Source organism: Pseudomonas sp. PSE14 (assembly GCF_029203285.1).
Taxonomy (GTDB): Bacteria; Pseudomonadota; Gammaproteobacteria; order Pseudomonadales; family Pseudomonadaceae; genus Pseudomonas.
Window position 1 is genome coordinate 3,361,534 of sequence record NZ_CP115669.1, and the last position, 22,851, is coordinate 3,384,384.

The following is a 22,851-nucleotide window of genomic DNA, read 5'->3' on the forward strand; positions in this document are numbered from 1 at the left end:
GAGAGGGGACTCGTTCGGTGCAGGTTGAAATCTTGGCGTCAGCCGGCACGGACAGCTCCCTCTCCCTTCAGGGAGAGGGCGGGGGAGAGGGAACGCTTCCCACGGAAATCCACAGGTACTAACCATGCGCCTGATCAACCGAACCCCCGACCGCAGCGGCCGCCTGTTCCTGGTGCTGCTGCCCTTCGCCCTGCTGCTGTTCGCCTACTTCACCGGGTCGGCGTCACGGCTGGCGGAGAACCCCAACGACAAGCTGCTGCCCAGCGCCGCGCAGATGGCCGACGCGGTCAATCGCCTGGCCTTCAGCGAAGACAAGCGCACCGGCGACGTACTGTTTTGGAAGGACACCGGCGCCAGCCTGCAACGCCTGGGCGTGGGTCTTGGCATTGCCGCCCTGCTCGGCCTGGTGCTGGGCATCGCTGCCGGCAGCGTTCCGCTGTTCGGCGCGCCGCTTTCGCCGCTGCTCACTGTGCTGTCGATGATCCCGCCACTGGCAATCCTGCCGGTGTTGTTCATCGTCTTCGGCCTCGGCGAGTTGTCCAAGGTGGTGCTGATCGTTATCGGCGTTGCCCCCTGCATCGCCCGCGACATCGAACAGCGCGCCCGGGAAATCCCCCGCGAGCTGCTGATCAAGGCGCAGACCCTGGGCGCCAGCACCTGGACGCTGATCCTGCGCGTGGTGCTGCCGCAGTTGATGCCGCGCCTGCTCATCTCCCTGCGCCTGATGCTCGGCTCGGCCTGGCTGTTCCTCATCGCCGCCGAAGCCATCGCCTCCACCGACGGCCTGGGCTACCGCATCTTTCTCGTACGCCGCTACCTGGCCATGGACGTGATCCTGCCCTACGTGGTGTGGATCACCGCGTTGGCCTGGCTGATGGACTGGGGTCTGCGCGCCCTCACCCGCCGCGCCTTCCCCTGGTACGAAGGAGGCAAGGCATGAGCTTCATTCAGGTCCGCAACGTCTGGCAGGAGTACGACGGCAACGTGGTGCTCGAACGCCTGAATCTCGAGGTGAAGGAAGGCGAGTTCTGCACCCTGGTCGGCGCCTCCGGCTGTGGCAAGTCCACCTTCCTGCGCCTGCTGCTCGGCCAGGAGCGCCCCAGCCGTGGCGAGCTGCTGCTCGAAGGCCAGCCGCTGCCGGGCGAGCCCGACCCGAGCCGGGGCGTGGTGTTCCAGCGCTACTCGGTGTTCCCACACCTGTCGGTGCTGGACAACGTCGCCCTCGGCCTGGAACTGCCGCGCTCGCCGCTGCTCGGCCGGCTGCTGGGCAGCGCCAAGCGCGAAGCCCGCGAACAGGCCGCCGCCCTGCTTGAACGAGTCGGCCTCGGCCATGCGCTCAAGCAGTATCCCAGCGCCCTCTCCGGCGGCATGCAGCAGCGCCTGGCCATCGCCCAGGCGTTGGTGATGAAGCCGCGCGTGCTGTTGCTCGACGAGCCCTTCGGTGCGCTCGACCCCGGCATCCGCAAGGACATGCACGCCCTGCTGCTGGAGCTGTGGCAGGAAACCCGCCTCACCGTGTTCATGGTCACCCACGACCTCGCCGAGGGCTTCAGCCTGGGCACTCGCCTGCTGGTTTTCGACAAGGTCCGCCACGACCCGCAGGCGCCCACCGCCTACGGCGCCCGCATCACCTACGACATCCCGCTCAACGCCGACCGCAAGGCCGCCCGCGCCGCCCTGCCCGAACCGCTCGCCGCGCGCCTGGAAACGGCCGCGCCGCTGCTCACGCCGGCCTACTGAGGAACCGACATGAACGACCTGCGCACCACTCTCTACGAAGAAACCGTCCCCGGCGGCGGCCACACCTCCTTCGTCCTCAAGCGCGGCCAAGTGCTGCGCCTGACCGACCTGGAAGGCGGCGGCAACGTCAGCCTCCTGCTGTTCAACGCCGCCGAGAAGAGCGAGCGGCTGAACCTGCCCGACAGCCTCAAGTGCCAGCACACCGCCAGGCTCACCGCTGGCCATTGCCTGTACTCGGACATGGGCCGCGTGCTGGCCGCCATCACCGCCGACAGCTGCGGCTGGCACGACAGCTTCGGCGGTGTGCTGAACGCCGCCGAGGTCCAGGAGAAGTACGGCGACGGCCGCTACCAGGAACTGCGCAACGGTTTCCACCGCAACGGCGTGGACAACCTGCTGGTGGAAATGGGCAAGTGGGACATGCGCCTGCAGGACCTGCTGATGTGCCTGAACCTGTTCAGCCGCGTGGCCGTCGATGCCGACGGCTGCTTCCGCTTCAGCCCCGATAACTCCAGGGCAGGCGACTACGTGGAGCTTTACGCGCCAATGGACACCCTCGTCGTCCTCACCGCCCTGCAACATCCGCTGGACCCGAACCCGCAGTACGCCCCCAAGCCCATCGGCCTGACCTGGCAGCAGGTCGCGTCCGACGGCATCAGCGTGCTCTGCCGCACCTCGCGCGCGGAGAATGGCCGCGGCTTCCACAACACCGAACGCCAGTACCTGTAAGGAGCGCGAGCATGCCCATCGTCCCCAGCGACAAACATCCCGAAGCCTGCGTTTCGCGCACCCTGATTCCCGCCGGCGAACCCAGCCTCACCGAACTGAAAGCCGGGCAGACCCTGCGCATCCTCGACCTGGAAGGCAACCAGGCAGTGGATACCCTGTTCTTCAGCACCGCCAACCCGCGCGAGCGCTACGACGTGCAGCGCACCCTGCGCAAGCAGGGGCAGGTCTACCTCAGCGCCGGCAGCGTGCTCTGGTCCAACCTCGGCAACCCGATGCTGACCATCACCGCCGACACCTGCGGCCGCCACGACACCCTCGGCGGCGCCTGCGCCCAGGAAAGCAACACCGTGCGCTACGCCCTGGACAAGCGCTACATGCACAGCTGCCGCGACAACTTCCTGCGCGCCAGCCTGCACGACGGCCGCCTGAGCAAGGCCGACATCAGCCACAACATCAACTTCTTCATGAACGTGCCGGTCACCGCCGAAGGCGGCCTGACCTTCGAGGACGGCATCTCCGGCGCCGGCAAGTACGTCGAACTGCTCGCGCACATGGACGTCATCGTCCTGATCTCCAACTGCCCGCAGCTCAACAACCCCTGCAACGGCTGGAACCCGACGCCGGCGGAGCTGCTGGTATGGGACTGAATCGGCGGCAGGCGGCAGGCGTTGGGCTGCAGGCGCTGCGGCGCTGGCTGTTCGCCCTCAGCCAAAGCCGCAGCGCCCAATGCAGCCCGACGCTGCGTGTGACCGGAACCTGTAGGAGCGAGGGGGACGCCATCGTTATTGCTCGCGAACAAGATCCCCTGGCACGCCGGCGCTAAGCGGGTTCGCGAGCAAGCTCGCTCCTACGAAAAGCGCTTCAGCGCCATGGACGACCGTGGTGCACACCGAATCATGGCGGGACGGCCCGCCACCCCATGGGGACGCCCTCATGTTCGACAAGCTCCTGATCGCCAACCGCGGCGCCATCGCCTGCCGCATCCTGCGTACTCTTCATGAGTTGCGCATAGGCGGCGTGGCCGTCTACTCCGAAGCCGACGCCGCCAGCCTGCACATCCAGCAGGCAGACCAGGCCATCAGCCTCGGCGAAGGCCCGGCCTCCAGCACCTACCTGGTGGTCGAGAAGATACTTGCCGCCGCCCGCGACAGCGGCGCCCAGGCCATCCACCCCGGCTACGGTTTCCTCTCCGAGAACGCCGCCTTCGCCGAAGCCTGCGAAGCCGCCGGCATCGCCTTCGTCGGCCCGACGCCGGAGCAGCTGCGCCTGTTCGGCCTCAAGCACACCGCCCGCGCGCTGGCCCGCGAACAGGGCGTGCCGATGCTCGAAGGGACCGACCTGCTGCCCGACCTGGAAGCCGCCCTGCTCGCCGGCGAACAGGTCGGCTACCCGGTGATGCTCAAGAGCACCGCGGGTGGCGGCGGCATCGGTATGCGCGTGTGCCGCTCGGCAGACGAACTGCGCGACGCCTTCGACGCGGTGAAGCGCCTGGGGCAGAACAACTTCAGCGATTCGGGCGTGTTCATCGAGAAGTACATCGAGCGCGCCCGCCACCTGGAAGTGCAGGTGTTCGGCGACGGCCAGGGCGATGTGATCGCCCTTGGCGTGCGCGACTGCTCGGTACAACGACGCAACCAGAAGGTGCTGGAAGAAACCCCGGCGCCCAACCTGCCCGCCGGCATGGCCGAGGCGCTGTGCGCGGCGGCGATCCAGCTGGCGAAAGCCGTCAGCTATCGCAGCGCCGGCACCGTGGAATTCGTCTACGACAGCCAGGCGCAGCGCTTCTACTTCCTCGAAGTGAACACCCGCCTGCAAGTGGAGCACGGCGTCACCGAACAGGTCTGGGGCGTCGACCTGGTGCGCTGGATGATCGAACTGGCCGCCGGTGACCTGCCGCCCCTGGCCGAATTGGCCGCCGCGCTGAAGCCCAGCGGCCACGCCATCCAGGCACGCCTTTACGCGGAAGACCCCGGCCGCGACTTCCAGCCCTGCCCCGGCCTGCTCACCGCCGTGCAGTTCCCGGCGGCCGACGGCAAGACCCTGCGCATCGACACCTGGGTCGAGGCCGGCTGCGAGATTCCGCCCTACTTCGACCCGATGATCGCCAAGCTCATCGCCTGGGCGCCGACCCGCGAGCAGGCCAGCGCCGGACTCGACCGCGCCCTCGAAGGCAGCCAGCTCTATGGCGTGGAATGCAACCGCGACTACCTGCGGCAGATCCTCGCAGACGCGCCCTTCGCCAACGGCTCGCCCTGGACGCGCTGCCTGGAAGGCCTGCGCTACCGCGCGCAGACTTTCGAAGTACTCAGCGCCGGCACCCAGACCAGCGTGCAGGACTACCCTGGCCGCCTCGGCTACTGGGCCGTGGGCGTTCCGCCGTCCGGGCCGATGGATGATCGGGCACTGCGCCTGGGCAACGTCCTTCTTGGCAATACCGAAGGCGCTGCCGCGCTGGAAATCACCATGAGCGGCCCGACCCTGCGCTTCAACACTGACGCGGTCGTAGCCGTCACCGGCGCGGCGCTGCCGATCAGCCTGGACGGCGTCGAACAGCCGATGGATACCGCATTGTTCATCGCCGCCGGCTCTACGCTCAGCCTAGGCACCGTCGGCGGCGCCGGCGCCCGCAGCTACCTGTGCCTGCGCGGCGGCCTGCAAGTGCCGGACTATCTGGGCAGCAAGAGCACCTTCACCCTCGGCCAGTTCGGCGGCCACGGCGGCCGCGCCCTGCGCGCCGGCGACGTACTGCATCTCGCGGAGCTGGCCGACGACAGCCACGGCGCGAGCCTGCCGTCGCACCTGTGCACCGAACTGCTGCTAGTGCGCGAGATCCGCGTGATCTACGGCCCCCACGGTGCGCCGGAATACTTCACCCCGGCCTACATCGACACCTTCTTCGCCACCGACTGGGAAGTGCACTTCAACTCCAGCCGCACCGGCGTGCGCCTGATCGGCCCGAAGCCGGAATGGGTCCGCGAGAGCGGCGGCGAGGCTGGCCTTCACCCGTCGAACATCCACGACAATCCGTACGCCATCGGCGCGGTGGACTTCACCGGCGACATGCCGGTGATCCTCGGCCCGGACGGCCCGAGCCTGGGCGGCTTCGTCTGCCCGGTGACGGTGATCGAGGCGGACCTCTGGCAACTCGGCCAGCTCAAGGCGGGAGACAAGGTGCGGTTCGTGCCCGCTTCCATCTTCGAAGCCCGTGAACTAGCGGCTCTTCGTAGGACCGAGGGGGGCGCCTCAGCCCTTGCTCGCGAACGCTTTCTGCCGGCGGTCCAGGAGCTGGGCGGGTTCGCGAGCAAGCTCGCTCCTACAGGAGAGTCCAGCTCCGGCGCCGCCGGTTTCCCCTCACCCCAACCCTCTCCCTCAGGGAGAGGGAGCAGTTCGGCGTTGTCGGCGAGCACGGTGTTTTCCGGCAGCACGGACAGCCCCCTCTCCCGCTTGCGGGAGAGGGCGGGGGGTGAGGGTAGCCCGAGCACCTGGCTCACCTCCCCCATCGTCCTCGACCTCGGCCAGGACGACACCCGCCTGGTCGCCCGCCTCTCCGGCGACACCCACCTGCTGCTGGAAATCGGCCAGCCCGAGCTGGACCTGGTCCTGCGCTTCCGCGCCCACGCCCTGATGCAGGCGCTGGAAGCGAAGGCCCTGGCCGGCGTGATCGACCTCACCCCCGGCATCCGCTCACTGCAGGTGCACTACCAGCCGGAAACCCTGCCACTGGAAGTGCTGCTGGAAACCGTCGCCGGCCTGTGGGATGCCGTGTGCGCCGCCCAGGACCTCAAGGTGCCGTCACGGATCGTCCACCTGCCGCTGTCCTGGGACGATCCGGCCTGCCAGCTGGCCATCGAGAAATACATGACTACCGTGCGCAAGGACGCGCCCTGGTGCCCGAGCAACCTGGAGTTCATCCGCCGCATCAACGAGCTGCCGGACCTGGAAGCCGTATACCGCACCGTGTTCGAGGCCAGCTACCTGGTGATGGGCCTGGGCGACGTCTACCTCGGCGCGCCGGTGGCCACGCCGCTGGACCCGCGCCACCGCCTGGTGACCACCAAGTACAACCCGGCGCGCACCTGGACGGCGGAGAACTCCGTGGGCATCGGCGGTGCCTACCTGTGCGTCTACGGCATGGAAGGCCCCGGCGGCTACCAGTTCGTCGGCCGCACCCTGCAGATGTGGAACCGCTACCGCGAAGTCGCTGCGTTCAACGGCAAGCCCTGGCTGCTGCGCTTCTTCGACCAGATCCGCTTCTACCCGGTGTCGGCGGACGAACTGCTGCGCATCCGCCGCGACTTCCCGCTGGGCCGCTACCCTCTGCGCATCGAAGAAAGCGAACTGCGCCTGGCCGACTACCAGCAATTCCTCACCGAGGAAGCCGACAGCATCGCCGCCTTCCGCGACCACCAGCGTGCCGCCTTCGACGCCGAGCGCGAACGATGGATTGCCTCCGGCCAGGCGCACTTCGAGAGCGAGGAAGCCGCCGTCGACAGCGGCGAGGACGCCCCGCTCGGCGCCGGCCAGCATGCCGTGGAAAGCCACATCGCCGGCAACCTCTGGCAGGTGCAGGTGGAAGCCGGCGCCAGCGTGAAGGCCGGCGACATCCTGGTGATCCTCGAATCCATGAAGATGGAAATCCCCCTCACCGCCCCGCGCGACGGCGTGGTGCGCGAGGTCCGCGTGCAGCCCGGCTCGCCGGTGCGTGCCGGGCAGCGGGTGGTGGTGATGGAAGAAGCCTGAACCGACAAGACCGCCGTTGCGCAGAGCCCCTCACCCTAACCCTCTCCCGCAAGCGGGAGAGGGGACCGTTCGGAGCGCGGCTCGGCACTGGCCCCAACCTGAAACCACGACACGCACCGCTGGGTGGGTCGTGCTTGGAAACAGACACCGCGTCGGACTGCTCTTCCCCCTCTCCCTCCGGGAGAGGGCCGGGGTGAGGGCAATCCGAGTGAAGAACTGACAGGCCCAAAGGAATCCCGACCATGTCCACCACCTTCGACCTCCGCCTCGCCACCCTGCGCACCGCCTACCGCGAAGGCCGCACCACGCCGCGCCAGTTGATCGCCGAGTTGCGCAACAAGGCCGCCGCGCTGAACCTCGACTACCACCTGTTCATCTACCTGCTGGCGCCGGACGAACTGGAGCCCTACCTCGCCGCGCTGGACAACCAATCCCCAGACAGCCTGCCGCTCTACGGCATCCCCTTCGCCATCAAGGACAACATCGACCTTGCCGGCATCCCCACCACCGCCGCCTGCCCGGCCTTCGCCTACACGCCGAAGACTTCGGCGACACTGGTGCAACAGCTGATCGACCTGGGAGCCATCCCACTGGGCAAGACCAACCTCGACCAGTTCGCCACCGGCCTCAACGGCACCCGCTCGCCCTACGGCGAATGCCGCAACAGCGTGCTGCCGGAGTACCCGTCCGGCGGCTCCAGCGCCGGCTCCTCGCTGGCCGTGGCGCTGGGCGTGGCGAGCTTCGCCCTGGGTACCGACACCGCCGGCTCCGGCCGTGCTCCGGCGGCGCTCAACGGCCTGCTGGGGCTCAAGCCGAGCAAGGGACTGCTGTCCAACACCGGCCTGGTGCCGGCCTGCCGCACGCTGGACTGCATCACCTACTTTACCGCCAGTGCCGCCGAGGCCAGCGAGCTGCTGGCCCTCACCGCCCGACCCGACCCGCTGGACGGGTATAGCCGCGCCAATCCCGCCTGGAACGACGCCGGCGCCTTCGGTACACCCAGACCGTTCCGCTTCGGCGTTCCGCGCGCCGACCAGCTGGAGTTCTTCGGCTGCCATGAAGGCCCGGTGTTGTTCACCGACGCCATCGACCAGCTCAAGGCCCTCGGCGGCGAGGCCCGGGAAATCAACTTCGCGCCCTTCCTCGAAGCCGCGCGCCTGCTCTACGAAGGCCCCTGGGTGGCCGAGCGCTACAGCGTGGCCGGCGAGCTGATCGAACGGGACCCGCTGGCGGTGCTGCCGGTGATCCGCGACGTACTGGCGAAAGCCCCCGGCGCCACCGCCGTGCAAGCCTTCCGCGCGCAGTACCGGCTGCAGGAGCTCAAGGCGCAGTGCGACGCGATCCTCGCCGACCTCGACTGCGTGCTGACGCCCACCATCGGCCGCCCGGTGACGCTGGACGAGTTGCACGCCGAACCGGTGAAGCGCAATTCCGAGCTGGGCTACTACACCAACTTCATGAACCTGCTGGACTACGCCGCCGTCGCCGTGCCCAGCGCGATCATGGACAACGGTCTGCCCTGGGGCGTGACGCTGTTCGGCCGCGCCTTCACCGACCAGTACCTGCTCGGTGTGGCCGACGCACTGCAGCGCCAGCACAACCTGCCGCTCACCGGCGGTAACCCGGTCTGCCCCGCCTCTTCCGCCAACCCTGCGCGCAATGACCGTGCGCGCCTGGTGGTGTGCGGCGCGCACCTCGACGGCCTGGCGCTGAACGGGCAACTGCGCCAGCGCGGCGCTCGTCTGCTGCGCGCCACTCGCAGCGCGCCGGCCTACAAGCTCTACGCCCTCGCCGGCGGCCCGCCGCTACGCCCCGGCATGCTGCGCGTGGCCGAAGGTGGCGTGGCCATCGAAGTGGAAGTCTGGGAACTGCCCAGCGCCGAGCTGGGCTCCTTCCTTACCGGCATCCCGGCGCCGCTGGGGCTGGGCAAGGTGCAGCTGGAGGATGGCAGCTGGGAGACCGGATTCATCTGCGACGCCTGGGGACTGGATGGCGCCGAGGACATCAGCCGCTTCGGTGGCTGGCGGGCGTGGTTAACACGCCGCGGGTAACGCCACGCCCCTTCTCGACCTGTCGAGGTCGCCGCCCACGGGTGTGCTGCCACGATCAGCGGATCGATCTATTGTTGCGCCGGCTCCCGCCAGGCCGGCGCAACAGCGAATCAATGGCTGCCCCATCCAGACGTCTGGAGCCCCATGGACGATCCACGGCCTGCCATGGTCCGAACGAACCTGGCAGAAACAGGCCATGGGCAAGCTGCCATCGACTTCATCATCTCCGTATCGCCCACGCCACTTTGGAATCAGTCCGAAACAGGAGATTGGAATTGATGCGGCTTGATCGAAGGCTGGCTGTTCACCATGCAGTAGAGCGCCCCTGCGAGTACCAGGCCCACCGCCCAACTGATGTCCGCTCCCAGCCAGTCCGCTACGAAGCCGGTGAAGAACGAAAGCTTCATGAATGGGATCGTGCCGATGATCGAGACGGCATACACCATTAGCGTTCGCCGATTGAAGCGCCCATACCGACCTTTGGGATGGTACAGCTCGCCCACCTCATACTGACCGCGACACACCCAGTAGTAGTCAGCCAGGTTGATCGCACTCCAGGGGATCAGCAGATAGAGCTGTCCAATCAGAATGTCTGCAAAGAAGGTGTCAAAGCGATACTGGGTGGCGATGGCGATCAGGGTTGCGGCTATGGTCAGCACGGCCATCACCAGCGCCTTTGCAGAAGCGGTAACGTATCGCAGCCCGCCAAAGGCTCCGAAGATCGTCACCGAAGACATGTAGGCGCTGTACAGGCAGAGCACGTTGTACTGGATCACCCCGAGGGCAATCACGCCCAACGCCAATGGCGCCCAGGGGCCGAACAGCGTGGCAATTGCGGTTGCAGGGTCATGCCCAAGCGCTGCCGGGATCGCAACGGCCACCAGAGCGCCCAGGGCCATCATGGCGAAAGAGCCCAGCGCGCAGCCGCAGTAGGTTGTCCAGAATGTGGCGCGAGTGCTGACATTGGCCGGAAGGTAACGCGAGTAATCCGCGACGTAGGGGCCGTAACCCAGCGTCCAGGATGCCGCCTGGGCGACAACCAGGTTGAAGGCCGTCAGCGAAAATCCCGCGCCCGTTGCCGTTGTCGATATCGCATCGCTGGGGTGCAACAGGATCAATACCAGCGCGCTGGCGAATACCAGAGTCGACATCAGGCTCATCCACGCCCCTAGGCGGTGGATCAGCTCATAGCCTACGAAACCGATGATGAAGGTCAGGATGCCCACCACCACGATGGCCTGGTCATCGCTGATGGGTAGCAGTGCCTTCAAGGCATCGCGCATCAGGACGCCACTGGCGGCCAGGAACAGCACCGCCGCCGTGACCATCACCAGCAAGGGAATCGCAGCGCCGTAGACACCGAATTGCGCGCGGCTCTGAATCATCTGCGGGACGCCCAAATGTGGGCCCTGGGCGGAGTGTGCGGCCATGAAGATGGTGCCGACGAGATTGCCGATCAGCAGGCCGAGCAATGTCCAGGCGAAGCTCAACCCTGAAGCGATACCCAGGGTGCCGACGACCAGAGCAGTCACTTGGAAATTCGAGCTGAACCAGATAGTGAACAACCGCCTGGGCGTGCCATAGCGCTCAGAGTGAGGGACAAACTCAATACTTCGCTTTTCAAGCTTCACGACCGCCTCCTGATTTATCCCAACGATTATCAGGTGACGATCGAGAGCTCTTCGGCCCGACTACGAACACCTCGTAGCTACTAACGACCCATGCGAACAGCGGTTCGTCTTCCCTTGAATAGCCTCCACCAGCTTCGGGTCGGAGGCTGTCCCTGGCCAGAACCCGCTACTTCCCCCAAACGGTCGCTCATGCACAGCAGGTATCGGCCGATGGGGTCGGGTGAGCTCAGACTGGGAATCGGCCGGTGTTACGAAGGCGCTCGCCGCGCACCGGAACAAGGCAGCGCGGTTACGTTCCGCCCCAGGCCGCACCGCCCCCGCATCACCGCCCTTCCCTGCCTATCTCATTCAAATCAATTACTTGAGTGTGTTTCTCGCACCTGGCACGGCTCGTGCTTTTATGAATCCATGGATAATTGGATCCAAAAATCCAAAGGAGAGATCCCATGCGCCTGGTACCCACGCCGCGCCAACCCATGAGTGCCGAAGACGAGGCCTACGACTACCTCCTCGAGGCCATCTGCACCGGCCGCTTCAAGACGGGCGACCGCCTCGTTGCCGAAGACATCGCCAACGACATCGGCATGAGCCGCATGCCGGTGCGAGGTGCCTTCAAGCGCCTGGATGCCGAGGGCCTGGTGACCCTGCGGCCCAACCGCGGCGCCATCGTCAGCGGCTTGAACATCGAGGAGATGCGCGAAGTCTTCGAGATGCGCAGCGCCCTGGAAGGCCTGGCTATCCGCATCGCCGCGCCGCAGTTGACCGACCGTGACCTCTCGCGCCTGGAGCGCATGCTCGACGAGATGGACGACTACCGCGACGACAGCGCCCAGTGGGTCAGCCGTCACCGGGCCTTCCACGAATACCTGTGCAGCCTCGCCGGACGCCCGCGGCTGATGCGCCAGATCACTGCGCTGTACTCGGTGATCGAACCGCACATGCGCCTGTGGCTGCAGCACGTCGACAAGCCCATGAGCGCCCGCGAGGAACACGCCGTGATCCTCGATGCCCTGCGCTCGGGCGATGCCGGCGAGGCCGAGCGGGTAATCCGCGATCACATCGAGGGAACCATTCCCTCCCTGGCGAAATTCCTGGAGGCACGGACCTCCTGAGGCGCAAGCCTTCTGAAAACCGAGCAAGTCCTTCGAAGCAACGGGCGCCTAGACCCGTACTTCTGTGTCCCTGAACTGCCCCTGGCAACCCACCCCGGAGAGCAACATGTTCGAACGCAGGATCCCGCAGTGCCTTCTCGCCCTTTGCCTGGCCGCCCCACTGGCGCACGCCGATGTGAAGATTCCCGATCGTTTGCAGAATGTCGACAAGGTGACCTTCTGCGGCGGCATGGACTCCCCGCCCATGGGCTTCTATGACGCCAACCAGAAGCTCACCGGCGTCACCATCGACCTGGGCGAAGCCATCGCCAAGCGACTGGGCGACAAGAAGATCGACTGGCGCATCACGCCCTTCTCCGGGCTGATCCCGGCGCTGCTGGCCAAGCAGTGCGACATGCTGGTGGACCAGTTGTTCGACAAGCCCGAACGGCGCGAAGTGATCGACATGGTCAACTACATGTACTCCAGCCAGGCGGTGGTGGTCGCCAAGGGCAACCCCGAGGGCATTCGCAGCCTGGACGACCTCTCCGGCAAGAAAGTCGCGGTGCTCAACGGCTCCACCATCCGCACCCTGCTCGACGCCCACAACGAGAAACTGGCCAAGGCCGGCAAGCCGCCGATGAAGGTGGTGGTCTACAACACCGACACCGACGCCTTCCAGTCCCTGCGCATCCGCCAGACCGACGCCTACGGCACCACCGTGGAAACCGCCGGCTACTACCAGAGCATGGCGCCGGACCTGTTCGAGATCGGCGTGCCAGCCTTCGCGCGCATCCTCACCGGGCTGGGCATCCGCAAGGAAGACAAGCAGCTCAGCGAAGCCGTCACCCAGGTCATCAAGGACATGCAGGCCGACGGCAGCTACGCGGCGCTCCTGGCCAAGTGGCACATCGAAGGCGACAAACTGGACTGAGGTAACGAGACATGAACTTCAGTTGGGACGTGTTCTGGCAGTACCTGCTGCGGCCGAGCGACATCTACCTCTACGGCCTGTGGCTGACCTGCGTGATCGCCGTCAGCGCCATGCTCCTGGGCTGCGTGCTCGGGTTGCTGGCGGCGCTGATGCGGCTGTCCTCCAACCCGCTGCTGCAATACCCGGTGCGCTTCTACGTGTGGCTGATGCGCGGCACGCCGCTGCTGGTGCAGATCGTCTTCCTCTACACCGCACTGGCCGCCGGCGGCATCTTCCGCTTCGAGGACCTGGACCTGGGGCTGTTCATCCTGCCGGGCAACATCCAGGCGGCGATCATCGCCCTGGGCCTCAACGAAGGCGCCTACATGGCCGAGATCATCCGCGCCGGCATTGGCGCAGTGGACAAGGGCCAGTACGAAGCCGGCAAATCCCTCGGCATGACCTTCCCCAAGCTGATGCGGCGCATTGTGCTGCCCCAGGCCTTCCGGGTGATCGTTCCGCCGCTGGGCAACGAGTTCAACGTGATGCTGAAGAACACAACCCTGGTCAGCGTGATCGGCGTGCAGGAACTGCTGCTGAGCACCCAGATGGTCACCTCGGCGACCTTCCGCGTGTTCGAGCTGTACCTGGTCGTGGCCATCTACTTCCTCGCCCTGACCACGCTGTGGGGCTTCTTCCAGCGCTGGCTGGAAGCGCGCTTCGGCAAATCCGACGGCCAGGCCGCCGCACCGAACCGCATGTTCGGCCGCCAGGCGATGAAACTGCTGAGGGGGCGTTGAGATGATCCCGGACATGAAAGACGTGGTGATCCAGGCCCGCGACGTGCACAAGGCCTTCGGCGAGCTGGAAATCCTCAAGGGCGTTTCCCTGGAGGTGCGCCGTGGCGAAGTAGTGGTACTGATCGGCGCCTCGGGCTCGGGCAAGACCACCTTCATCCGCTGCATGAACCACCTGGAAGACATCCAGGGCGGCAGCATCCGCGTCAACGGCGAGCTGATGGGCTACCGCGAGCGCCCCGACGGCAAGCTGGTGCGCGACTCGGAAAGCAACATCGCCCGCCGCCGCCGCGACATCGGCATGGTGTTCCAGCGCTTCAACCTGTTCCCGCACATGACCGTGCTGGAGAACATCATCGAAGCGCCGACCCAGGTGCTCGGCGTGTCCAAGAACGAAGCGCTGGAGCAGGCGCGCCGGCTGCTCGCCCGCGTGCGCCTGTCGGACAAGGCCGAGCACTACCCCGGCCAGCTCTCCGGCGGCCAGCAGCAGCGCGTGGCCATCGCCCGCGCCCTGGCGATGAAGCCCCAGGCCATGCTCTTCGACGAACCCACCAGTGCGCTGGACCCGGAAACCGTGGGCGAAGTGCTGCAGGTGATGAAGGAACTGGCCGACGAAGGCATGACCATGGTGGTGGTCACCCACGAAATGGGCTTCGCCCGCGAAGTGGCCGACCGCGTGGTGGTGCTGCACCAGGGTGAGCTCATCGAGGAAGGCCCGCCCGCGCAGGTCTTCGGCAATCCGCACCACCCGCGTACGCGGGAGTTCCTCAGCCGTGTTCTCTGATCGCCCATGCCACCGCCGACCTGCCGCCGAAAATCCAGCGCGTGATCACCCGCGAATGGACCCGAATCAAGACTGACCGCTGAACCAAAGAGAGTTTTCCATGCTGAGCTTCTCTGCCCACGAATACCCCTACGCCTCCCAGCGCCAGAGCGTTTTTGCCCGCAACGGCATGGTCGCCACCTCACAGCCGCTGGCGGCCGAGGCCGGCATCGCCATGTTGCGCGCCGGCGGTAACGCCATCGACGCCGCCATCGCCACCGCCGCCGCGTTGACCGTGGTCGAACCCACCGGTTGCGCCATCGGCGGCGACGCCTTCGCTCTGGTCTGGTTCAAGGACCAGTTGCACGGCCTCGACGCCAGCGGCCATGCGCCCGCCTCCATTTCCATCGACAAGGTGAAAGCCGCCGGCTTTGAGAAGATGCCGGTACACGGCTGGCTGCCGGTCACGGTACCAGGCATCCCCTCGGCCTGGGCCGAGCTGTCCGCGCGCTTCGGCAAGCTACCCTTCGCCGATCTGCTGCAACCGGCCATCGCCCTCGCCCGCGACGGTTTCCCGGTATCCCCGGTGGTCGCCCACCAGTGGGAAATCGCCCGCCGCGAATACCAGGAAAGCCGCGCTGCCGTGCCGGCGCTGGAAGCCTGGTTCGACACCTTTACCGTCAACGGCGAAGCGCCGCGCGCCGGCCAACTGTTCCGCAACCCGGCCCAGGCGCAGACCCTCGCCGAACTGGCCGAGACGAAGTGCGAAAGCTTCTACCGGGGCGCCCTCGCCGCGCGCCTGGCCGAGCACTCCGCCGCCACCGGTGGCGAGCTGAGCGCGGCGGACCTGGCCGGCTACAAGCCCAAGTGGGTAGAGCCGATCAAGACCAATTACCGTGGCTACGACGTCTGGGAAATCCCACCCGCCGGCCAGGGGCTCATCGCCCTGATGACCCTGAACATCCTCCAGGGCTACGACTTCGACCAGCGCGACAGCCAGCTCACCTGGCACCGCCAGCTGGAAGCGATGAAGAAGGCCTACGCCGACGGCCTGCACTACATCACCGACGCCGAGCACATGCGCGTCAGCACCGCCGCGCTGCTTTCCGACGACTACGCCGCCCGCCGCCGCGCCGAGATCGGCGAACAGGCCGCCGAGCCCAGGCACGGCGACCCACACGCCAGTGGCACCGTGTACATCGCCGCCGCCGACGGCGAAGGCAACATGGTCTCCTTCATCCAGAGCGCCTACCACGGCTTCGGCTCCGGCGTGGTGCTGCCCGACAGCGGTATCGGCCTGCAGAACCGTGGCTCGGAATTCAGCCTCGACCCGGCGCATTCCAACGCCCTGGCGCCGGGCAAGAAGACCTTCCACACCATCATCCCCGGCTTCCTCAGCAAGGACGGCGTGGCCGTCGGCCCGTTCGGCGTGATGGGCGGCTACATGCAGCCCCAGGGCCACGTGCAGATGGTGATGAACCTGGTGGACTTCGGCCTCAACCCGCAAGCCGCACTGGATGCCCCGCGCTGGCAGTGGCTGGGCGGGATGAAGGTGGGCATCGAGCAGACAGCCTCGCGCGACCTGGCCTTCGCCCTCGCCCGCCGCGGCCACCAGGTAGAGGTGACCTGCGACCTGACCGACTATGGACGCGGCCAGATCATCGTCCGCGACCCGGAGACCGGCGTGCTCTGCGGCGGTACGGAACCCAGGGCCGACTCGCATATCGCGGTCTGCTGACAGCCATTGGCCAGGAGCCAACATGCCCCTCAAAGCCATGCCGGCCAGCGAACTGGCCATTTCCCCGCTCGTCCTGGGCGGCAACGTGTTCGGCTGGACGATCGACGAGACCCGCTCGCTGCGCCTGCTCGACGCCTTCCTCGACGCCGGCCTGAACAGCATCGACACCGCGGACATGTATTCGGCATGGGTGCCGGGCCACAGCGGCGGCGAGTCGGAGTGCATCATCGGCAAGTGGCTCGCACGCCACCCCGGCCAGCGCGACCGCATCACGCTGTTCAGCAAGGTCGGCGCCGAACTCTCGCCGACCCGCAAGGGCCTGTCGCGACGCTGGATACTGCAGGCCGCAGAGGATTCTCTGCGGCGCCTGCAGACCGACTACATCGACCTCTACTTCTCGCACTACCCGGACCCGGAAACGCCGCACGAGGAAACCCTGCGCGCCTACGAGGAGCTGATCGCCGCCGGCAAGGTACGCGCCATCGGCGCCTCCAACTTCAGCCCGGCGCAACTGCAGGCGGCCAGGGCAACCGCCGACGAGCTGAGGCTGCCGCACTACTCGGCGCTGCAGGTGGAATACAACCTCTACGACCGCGCCGGGTTCGAGTCCGACATCCGGCCGCTGGCCATCGACCAGGGCTGCGCGGTGGTCACCTACTTCAGCCTCGCCTCCGGTTTCCTCTCGGGGAAGTACCGCCGCCTCGCCGACCTCGGCGACAGCGCCCGCCGCGAAGACCTGGAGAAATACTTCGATGAACGCGGCATGCATATCCTCACGGCGCTGGACCGGGTCGCCAATGAGCATGGCGCCAGCCCTGCGGAGGTCGCCCTGGCCTGGTTGCGGCAAAAACCGGGGGTCAGCGCGCCGATCGCCAGCGCCACCAGCGAAACCCAGCTGGCCGCCCTGGTTCGCGCCAGTCGCCTGAAGCTTGATGGCGAAAGCCTGGCGTTGCTCGAACACGCCAGCCGGTCGGAGGCGTAGGCTGCTTGCATGCCGCGTGGAGGGGCGCGCAGATACCTGTCAGAGTGCGACGACTGCGCCCGCAAATCCCAACGCGGTGGCCGCTTCTGCTCTGGCGCGCGCCATGGGCCAGTCCGCTGATCAGAACACCGACCACCCAATCCGCGAACTAAGCAGCTCGAGCGCCGCCATCCCGGCGTAGGAGTTACCCGCGGCATTCAACTCCGGCGACCACACGCATACGCTAAATTGACCCGGCACGATCGCCACGATCCCGCCGCCCACGCCACTCTTGCCTGGCAGTCCCACGCGGTAGGCGAAATTCCCTGCTTCGTCATACAGCCCGCTGGTGGCCATGATCGAATTCACCTGCTGGGTCTGGCGCCGGGTCAGGATTTGCTCGCCACTGTGCTTGCAGAAACCATCGTTGGCCAGGAAACAGAAGGCTCGGGCCAGATCGAGGCAATTCATCTGCAGCGCGCAGTAGCTGAAATAACTGCGCAGTACGGTCTCGACCTCGTTATGGAAGTTGCCGAAGGACTGCATCAGGTAGGCCATGGCAGCGTTGCGCGCGCGGAACTGATACTCCGAATCGGCTACACGGGTATCGATCGATATGTGGGGATTGCCCGATAGGCGCCGCACGAAATCGCGCATCGACAGAATGGGGGCTGCGAAGCGCGATTGGTTGATGTCGCAGATCACCAACGCCCCCGCGTTGATAAAGGGATTACGCGGGCGTCCGCGCTCGAACTCCAACTGCACCAGCGAGTTGAACGGCTGGCCTGACGGCTCATGACCCAGCCGCTCCCAGATGGCCTCACCGGAGTGGCCAATCGCCTGAACCAGGCTGAACACCTTGGAAATGCTTTGCACCGAAAACGGCACCAACGCGTCGCCTGCGCAGTAATAGCTGCCATCGTTGCCATAAACGGCGATGCCCAGCTGATGCGCCGGGACATCAGCCAGCGCGGGGATGTAGTCAGCCACTTTGCCCTTGCCGATCAAGGGACGTACTTCTTCGAGAATCTCGTTCAACAGCGTTTGCATGGAAGGCCCTGTTATCAGACCCCAGACGACGGCACGGGGCAGCATCCTTGACGCAGACCGAGCAGGAGAGATCACACATTCGACATCAAAATGGCGGGGGTGTATTTGCTGGATGAAATCCAACCGACCTGGAAACGAAAAAGCCCCGCATTAGCGGGGCTTTCGACATGGGCTTGGCCGTTACAAAGCTTGTACCTGATCGGCCTGAGGGCCTTTCGCGCCGTTAGTCACGTAAAAGCTGACGCGCTGACCTTCGTCCAGCGTTTTATAACCGGTACTCTCGATCGCTCGGAAATGAACAAAGACGTCCGCACCACTTTCAGGGGTGATGAAACCAAAACCTTTTTCAGGGTTGAACCACTTTACGGTACCTGTTTGACGAGTAGTCATGATGAATCTCCAAAAAGTTCATGCCATGCAACATGCAAGGCACGACTGGATGCGAAGTGAAGAGGGGCCGCAAAGATGGAGAATCACGAAGACAAAACATCGATCGGTGCCGCTAAACCGAGCAGGCAGGGAGATCACCATACAGACTTTGCATGGAATAGATAGGGAAATCTCAGGAATTTGCCGATATCGGTCGGACGGTCGGGAGTGAGCACAATATGTGCGTATAGTGGGTCGCTAGCCACCAACGTGGTGGCTCATCACCTCAGGTGAACTGATGTCCAATTCAGAAATTAAAACCGAGCGTTCGGAGCTGGATAAGAAAATTTCAGCATTTCTTTCTAAAGGCGGAGAGATTCAGGAAATTCCCGCCGGCAGGTACGGCCGCAAGGAGCCGTTCAAGCGGGCCGAGTGGACCATAGGCAAGAAAAAGCCGGAGGCTTGATCCTCCAGAAATGGAAAAGGCCGCACCTATCGATGCGGCCTTCTTGTTATGTGGCTCTCCTGAAGTTCGCCATGGGCCACGCCGAGCAAAGGCAGATTCCGGCCAGGAGCGGACGTATAAGACCGAGAAGAAAGGATTGTCGGCGGCATGGTTGATCCTTACCGCTCGACGTCGGACGGAACGGGATCCCCCATCGCCAGTACCCGCATTGGAGCAGCCAATGGCGCCCGCAACCTCTCCTGTTTCAGAGACCGAGCAACGGAAAACGCTTGGCGATGCCGTCGCCGGTGAACTTGGCGACCCAGCCTTCGGCATTGTTGAACAGGCGGATGGCCACGAAGTGCGGACGCTCACCCATGTCGAACCAGTGGCGGGTGCCGGCCGGCACCGAGATCAGGTCGTTCTTCTCGCACAGCACGGCATAGACGTGATCCTCGATGTGCAGGGTGAATAGCCCGCGACCGGCAACGAAGAAGCGCACCTCGTCCTCGCCGTGGCGGTGTTCATCGAGGAACTTGGCGCGAAGTTCGTCCTTCTGCGGGTGATCGGCGCTCAGGCTGACCACGTCCACGGTGACGTAGCCCTCCTCCTCCTGCAGGCGGCGGATCTCGTACTGGTAGGCGGCGAGCACCTCCTCCTGGCTGGCGCCGGGGGCGATGGGCGCATTGGCCTGCCAGCGCTGGAAACGCACGCCGACGGCGCCCAGGGTCGAGGCGATGTCCTCGGCATGAGTCAGCAGCTTCAGCGGCTGCTCGGGGCTCGATTCGTGGTAGACGGTCAGGCTGCTCATGGTCGGTTCCTCAGATCGCTGAATTCGCTCAGCAAAGGCTCAATATTTTCAGTTCGCATTCGAAGAGAAACTCGAAGGCTTCGATCTGGCGCAGCGCGTCGCTCATGCGCGGCCCCCATGTGTACAGGCCATGGCCACGAATCAGATAACCGGGGCAGTCAGGATGGGCGTCGAGCCAGGGCTGCACCTTGGCGGCCAGGCGGGCGATGTCCTGGTCGTTGTCGAAGATCGGCACGGTGACGCGGCCTTCGTGGGTGGTGACGCCGGCGAAGGCCTTCTGCAGTTCGTAGTCTTCCAGCTCCAGACGATCGCCGGGCGTGAGACGCGAAAGCACGGTGGCATTCACCGAATGGGTGTGCAGCACCGCGCCGATCTCCGTGCGCCAGGCATAGAGCTGGGTATGCAGCAGGGTTTCCGCCGAGGGCTTCTTCCCCGGCTCCAGGCTGTTGCCGGCGAGATCGGTCTCCAGCAGGTCATCGACACCCAACTGGCCCTTGTGCTTGCCGGACACGGTGAGCAGCGCACGGTCGGCCGCCAGGCGCGCCGAATAATTGCTGCTGGTGGCCGGCGACCAGCCGCGGCCGTAGAGGAAGCGCCCGGCTTCGATGATCTGCTGGGTGAGTGCGTCGCGGGTATCGGTCATGAAAGGTCGCAGAGGCTGCTGGAGTGGGAATAGGCCGCCACTCTATCGACGACCCTGTACAACCCTAAATACCTTAATCGCATGAGGTAATAACCCGGCGGGAGGCCAGAAGGCCTGAGCCAGAGCGATCCTTGCCGCTCAGCATGGCAGTGGCTGCATTGCGAAGCGTGTTGATCAGCACGAGCGTCCGGCGACCTTTTTATTCCTTTCAATTATAAAAACCAGTAAAAATCATATTGGTATATACCAAATACTCTCCCCTTCAATACGCCCCATCGCAGTTGCCGGCCGCTGGCCGTATCGGAGAAAGGTTCCATGTTTGCCTTGCGGGTCATGCTCGAATACTTCCACCCCTGGCCAAATTCGGCCGGTTTCTACCTCGCCCGTGAACGCGGCTGGTACCGCGAGGCGGGGCTGGACGTAGAACTGGTGGTGCACGACCCCTACCACGGCGACACCCTCGACCACCTGGCGCGTGGCGCCGCCGCGTTCGGCGTGTTCCCCAGCAACCGACTGCTGGTGCGCCGCGAGCTGGGCCAGCCGCTGATTGGCGTGGCGGCGATCAACCACCGTGGCCTGGAGTCGATCCAGACCCTCACCGACAGCGGCATCCAACGGCCACGCGACCTGCAGGGCAAGCGCCTGGCGCTCAACCCTACACCGCGCGGCCTGGCCATGGTGCGCCATCTGGTAAGCCAGGACGGCGGCGATCCCGATGCAGTGGAGCTGGTAGATGCCGGCTTCCGCGAGCTGCGCCCCGAGGACCTGGCCGCCGGCCTCGCCGACGCCAGCTTCGGCGGTTACTGGGCCTGGGAAGCCTTGCTGCCCAGTTCCATCGCCAACGAGCGCCGCGTGGTGCTGCCGGTGGACGAGATCGGCGCGCCGCCCTATCACAGCTACCTGCTGGGTGCTCGCGAGGACTGGCTGGACGCCAATGCGGACATCGCGCGGCGCTTCCTCGCCGCCACGGCACGCGGTTTCCTGGCGGCAGCGGCGGATCCCGAAGCCGCGCTGCCGGTCTACGAACGCACCATTCCCTACTTTCCCCACGAGATGCTGGCAGAATCCCTGCGGCGCATCGCGCCCAGCTGGTTGCACCAGGGCCGCTGGGGCGAACAGCGCGAGGAACTACTGCAGCCCTACGCCCAGTGGCTGCATGAATACGGCGTGCTGCGCGACCCGGAAATCTGGCGCGGCGCCACCAGCAACGCCTGGCAAGTGGAGAACCCAGCATGACGAAACGCCTGAGCCACGGCATGGGCCTGGACCCGGTGGAGCCCGATTGGCCGGCGCTGACCGAAGCGGAAGTCCGCGCGCTGCTCGCTGACTTTCCGGCCGCCGGCGACGAGGCCCGCCTGACCTGGCACAGCCCCCGGCCCTTCTCGGCCGCCGTGCTGGTGGAGACCGGCAGCGGCCCGCTGTTCGTCAAACGCCACCACCCGAGCGTGCGCACGGCTGAATGGCTGGCGGAGGAGCATGCCTTTTTGGACCACCTGGCGCGCCGTGGCGCACCGGTCGCCCAGGTGCTGCGCGATGGCCAGGGCCGCCGCGCCATCGAGCGCGACGGCTGGACCTACGAAGTGCACCGCAAGGCCGAGGGCCTGGACCTGTACCGCGACGCGCTGTCCTGGACGCCGTTCCAGCACAACGCCCATTCCTTCGCCGCCGGCGCCACGCTGGCGAAGCTGCACCGCGCCGCCGAGGGTTTCGACGCACCGCCCCGCAGCGCCGGCGTGCTGGTCAGCAACCTGAACCTGTTCGGCGCAACGGACCCGCTGGCCGCCATCGAAGCGACCTTCCCCCAGGCGCCCGCCCTCGCCGACTACCTGCAGGCGCGCCCGTGGAAGGAAACCCTCAGCGAGCTGCACCTGCCGCTGCAACGCGAACTGCTGCCCTACCTGCAGCGCCAGCCAGCGCTGTGGACCCACAACGACTGGCACGCCTCGAACCTGCTGTGGAGCGAGGACGGCCCGCAGGCGCAGGTGGTCTCGGTGCTGGACTTCGGCCTGAGCGACCGCAGCTTCGCGCTGTTCGACCTGGCCACCGCCATCGAACGCAACCTGGTGCCCTGGCTGGAGCTGGACCAGGGCCGCGCCGCCATCGCCGACCTCGATGCACTGGACTCCCTGCTGCAGGGCTACGCAAGCGTGCGCCCGCTGAGCCGCGACGACCTGCTCGCGCTGGCCGCGCTATTGCCGCTGGTGCACGCGGATTTCGCGCTGTCGGAAGTCATCTACTTCCACGGCATCCTCGGCTCGGCCGAGAGCGCTTCGCTGGCGTACGACAACTACCTGATCGGCCACACCCGCTGGTTCCTCGACAGCGAAGGCCAGCGCCTGCTGAATCACGTTCGCCACCTTGCGGCGAAGGTGAACTGAG

The 22,851-nt window shown here is 65.9% G+C and carries 20 protein-coding genes; 15 read left to right on the forward strand and 5 right to left on the reverse strand.

Going from position 1 to position 22,851, the window contains the following annotated elements; genetic code table 11:
• The first annotated feature begins 124 nt into the window (after positions 1–124).
• The 6 genes from O6P39_RS15330 (at position 125) to atzF (ending at position 9,260) form a co-directional block, all read left to right on the forward strand.
• Entirely contained in the window at positions 125–940 is an 816-nt protein-coding gene (locus tag O6P39_RS15330; RefSeq protein WP_275607363.1) for an ABC transporter permease, read from the forward strand.
• Positions 937–1,740: an ABC transporter ATP-binding protein gene (locus O6P39_RS15335; protein WP_275607364.1), complete on the forward strand. Its 804-nt coding sequence runs from the start codon at positions 937–939 to the stop codon at positions 1,738–1,740. Before O6P39_RS15330 ends, O6P39_RS15335 begins: the two co-directional genes overlap by 4 nt.
• A 9-nt stretch (positions 1,741–1,749) precedes the next feature.
• Entirely contained in the window at positions 1,750–2,469 is a 720-nt protein-coding gene (locus O6P39_RS15340; RefSeq protein ID WP_275607365.1) for an urea amidolyase associated protein UAAP1, read from the forward strand.
• 11 nt (positions 2,470–2,480) lie between these two features.
• Complete coding sequence (locus O6P39_RS15345; protein ID WP_275607366.1) at positions 2,481–3,116, forward strand: urea amidolyase associated protein UAAP2; 636 nt, start codon at positions 2,481–2,483, stop codon at positions 3,114–3,116.
• A 286-nt stretch (positions 3,117–3,402) separates the two neighbouring features.
• Entirely contained in the window at positions 3,403–7,209 is a 3,807-nt protein-coding gene (locus tag O6P39_RS15350) for a 5-oxoprolinase/urea amidolyase family protein (RefSeq protein ID WP_275607367.1), read from the forward strand.
• 242 nt (positions 7,210–7,451) lie between these two features.
• Positions 7,452–9,260, forward strand: a complete 1,809-nt coding sequence (gene atzF / locus O6P39_RS15355) for an allophanate hydrolase (RefSeq protein WP_275607368.1) — start codon at positions 7,452–7,454, stop codon at positions 9,258–9,260.
• A 251-nt stretch (positions 9,261–9,511) separates the two neighbouring features.
• On the opposite strand, the gene O6P39_RS15360 is transcribed toward atzF, so the two are convergent.
• Positions 9,512–10,891: a cytosine permease gene (locus O6P39_RS15360; protein ID WP_275607369.1), complete on the reverse strand. Its 1,380-nt coding sequence runs from the start codon at positions 10,889–10,891 to the stop codon at positions 9,512–9,514.
• 446 nt (positions 10,892–11,337) lie between these two features.
• Between O6P39_RS15360 and O6P39_RS15365 the strand changes: the two genes are divergently transcribed.
• The 6 genes from O6P39_RS15365 to O6P39_RS15390 all read left to right on the forward strand — a co-directional run bounded on the left by O6P39_RS15365 (position 11,338) and on the right by O6P39_RS15390 (position 17,175).
• Positions 11,338–12,003, forward strand: coding sequence for a GntR family transcriptional regulator (locus O6P39_RS15365; protein WP_275607370.1), 666 nt, complete (start codon positions 11,338–11,340; stop codon positions 12,001–12,003).
• A gap of 106 nt (positions 12,004–12,109) precedes the next feature.
• The gene (locus O6P39_RS15370; protein WP_275607371.1) at positions 12,110–12,916 is read left to right on the forward strand and encodes an ABC transporter substrate-binding protein; all 807 of its coding nucleotides are present in this window, start codon (positions 12,110–12,112) and stop codon (positions 12,914–12,916) included.
• An 11-nt stretch (positions 12,917–12,927) separates the two neighbouring features.
• On the forward strand, positions 12,928–13,695 hold the full coding sequence (locus O6P39_RS15375) for an amino acid ABC transporter permease (RefSeq protein WP_275607372.1): 768 nt from the start codon (positions 12,928–12,930) through the stop codon (positions 13,693–13,695).
• A gap of 1 nt (position 13,696) precedes the next feature.
• Positions 13,697–14,476 carry an amino acid ABC transporter ATP-binding protein gene (locus O6P39_RS15380; protein ID WP_275607373.1) on the forward strand — a complete coding sequence of 260 codons (780 nt, stop codon included), beginning with the start codon at positions 13,697–13,699 and terminating at the stop codon, positions 14,474–14,476.
• A gap of 100 nt (positions 14,477–14,576) precedes the next feature.
• Complete coding sequence (locus tag O6P39_RS15385; RefSeq protein ID WP_275607374.1) at positions 14,577–16,193, forward strand: gamma-glutamyltransferase family protein; 1,617 nt, start codon at positions 14,577–14,579, stop codon at positions 16,191–16,193.
• A 22-nt stretch (positions 16,194–16,215) separates the two neighbouring features.
• The gene (locus O6P39_RS15390) at positions 16,216–17,175 is read left to right on the forward strand and encodes an aldo/keto reductase (protein WP_275607375.1); all 960 of its coding nucleotides are present in this window, start codon (positions 16,216–16,218) and stop codon (positions 17,173–17,175) included.
• 120 nt (positions 17,176–17,295) lie between these two features.
• Here the strand turns inward: O6P39_RS15390 and glsB are convergent, their stop codons facing one another.
• Entirely contained in the window at positions 17,296–18,204 is a 909-nt protein-coding gene (gene glsB, locus O6P39_RS15395) for a glutaminase B (protein ID WP_275607376.1), read from the reverse strand.
• 180 nt (positions 18,205–18,384) lie between these two features.
• Positions 18,385–18,594 (reverse strand): cold-shock protein, encoded by a 210-nt coding sequence (locus O6P39_RS15400; RefSeq protein ID WP_207887261.1) that lies wholly within the window; start codon positions 18,592–18,594, stop codon positions 18,385–18,387.
• A gap of 277 nt (positions 18,595–18,871) precedes the next feature.
• Between O6P39_RS15400 and O6P39_RS15405 the strand changes: the two genes are divergently transcribed.
• A complete protein-coding gene (locus O6P39_RS15405) occupies positions 18,872–19,039 on the forward strand; it encodes a hypothetical protein (RefSeq protein WP_275607377.1) in 168 nt (55 codons plus the stop codon).
• Positions 19,040–19,283: 244 nt separating this feature from the next.
• Here the strand turns inward: O6P39_RS15405 and O6P39_RS15410 are convergent, their stop codons facing one another.
• The gene (locus O6P39_RS15410; RefSeq protein ID WP_275607378.1) at positions 19,284–19,829 is read right to left on the reverse strand and encodes an acireductone dioxygenase; all 546 of its coding nucleotides are present in this window, start codon (positions 19,827–19,829) and stop codon (positions 19,284–19,286) included.
• 28 nt (positions 19,830–19,857) lie between these two features.
• Entirely contained in the window at positions 19,858–20,472 is a 615-nt protein-coding gene (locus O6P39_RS15415) for a methylthioribulose 1-phosphate dehydratase (protein WP_275607379.1), read from the reverse strand.
• A gap of 315 nt (positions 20,473–20,787) precedes the next feature.
• Between O6P39_RS15415 and O6P39_RS15420 the strand changes: the two genes are divergently transcribed.
• On the forward strand, positions 20,788–21,708 hold the full coding sequence (locus O6P39_RS15420) for an ABC transporter substrate-binding protein (protein ID WP_275607380.1): 921 nt from the start codon (positions 20,788–20,790) through the stop codon (positions 21,706–21,708).
• Complete coding sequence (locus O6P39_RS15425) at positions 21,705–22,850, forward strand: phosphotransferase (RefSeq protein ID WP_275607381.1); 1,146 nt, start codon at positions 21,705–21,707, stop codon at positions 22,848–22,850. Before O6P39_RS15420 ends, O6P39_RS15425 begins: the two co-directional genes overlap by 4 nt.
• Position 22,851: the final 1 nt, after the last annotated feature.

Bases quoted from the DNA above. Each gene is read 5' to 3' on its own strand.
- O6P39_RS15330 (WP_275607363.1), top strand. From the start codon at position 125: ATGCGCCTGATCAACCGAACCCCCGACCGCAGCGGCCGCCTGTTCCTG.
- O6P39_RS15335 (WP_275607364.1), top strand. From the start codon at position 937: ATGAGCTTCATTCAGGTCCGCAACGTCTGGCAGGAGTACGACGGCAAC.
- O6P39_RS15340 (WP_275607365.1), top strand. From the start codon at position 1,750: ATGAACGACCTGCGCACCACTCTCTACGAAGAAACCGTCCCCGGCGGC.
- O6P39_RS15345 (WP_275607366.1), top strand. From the start codon at position 2,481: ATGCCCATCGTCCCCAGCGACAAACATCCCGAAGCCTGCGTTTCGCGC.
- O6P39_RS15350 (WP_275607367.1), top strand. From the start codon at position 3,403: ATGTTCGACAAGCTCCTGATCGCCAACCGCGGCGCCATCGCCTGCCGC.
- atzF (WP_275607368.1), top strand. From the start codon at position 7,452: ATGTCCACCACCTTCGACCTCCGCCTCGCCACCCTGCGCACCGCCTAC.
- O6P39_RS15365 (WP_275607370.1), top strand. From the start codon at position 11,338: ATGCGCCTGGTACCCACGCCGCGCCAACCCATGAGTGCCGAAGACGAG.
- O6P39_RS15370 (WP_275607371.1), top strand. From the start codon at position 12,110: ATGTTCGAACGCAGGATCCCGCAGTGCCTTCTCGCCCTTTGCCTGGCC.
- O6P39_RS15375 (WP_275607372.1), top strand. From the start codon at position 12,928: ATGAACTTCAGTTGGGACGTGTTCTGGCAGTACCTGCTGCGGCCGAGC.
- O6P39_RS15380 (WP_275607373.1), top strand. From the start codon at position 13,697: ATGATCCCGGACATGAAAGACGTGGTGATCCAGGCCCGCGACGTGCAC.
- O6P39_RS15385 (WP_275607374.1), top strand. From the start codon at position 14,577: ATGCTGAGCTTCTCTGCCCACGAATACCCCTACGCCTCCCAGCGCCAG.
- O6P39_RS15390 (WP_275607375.1), top strand. From the start codon at position 16,216: ATGCCCCTCAAAGCCATGCCGGCCAGCGAACTGGCCATTTCCCCGCTC.
- glsB (WP_275607376.1), bottom strand. From the start codon at position 18,204: ATGCAAACGCTGTTGAACGAGATTCTCGAAGAAGTACGTCCCTTGATC.
- O6P39_RS15400 (WP_207887261.1), bottom strand. From the start codon at position 18,594: ATGACTACTCGTCAAACAGGTACCGTAAAGTGGTTCAACCCTGAAAAA.
- O6P39_RS15405 (WP_275607377.1), top strand. From the start codon at position 18,872: ATGTCCAATTCAGAAATTAAAACCGAGCGTTCGGAGCTGGATAAGAAA.
- O6P39_RS15410 (WP_275607378.1), bottom strand. From the start codon at position 19,829: ATGAGCAGCCTGACCGTCTACCACGAATCGAGCCCCGAGCAGCCGCTG.
- O6P39_RS15415 (WP_275607379.1), bottom strand. From the start codon at position 20,472: ATGACCGATACCCGCGACGCACTCACCCAGCAGATCATCGAAGCCGGG.
- O6P39_RS15420 (WP_275607380.1), top strand. From the start codon at position 20,788: ATGTTTGCCTTGCGGGTCATGCTCGAATACTTCCACCCCTGGCCAAAT.
- O6P39_RS15425 (WP_275607381.1), top strand. From the start codon at position 21,705: ATGACGAAACGCCTGAGCCACGGCATGGGCCTGGACCCGGTGGAGCCC.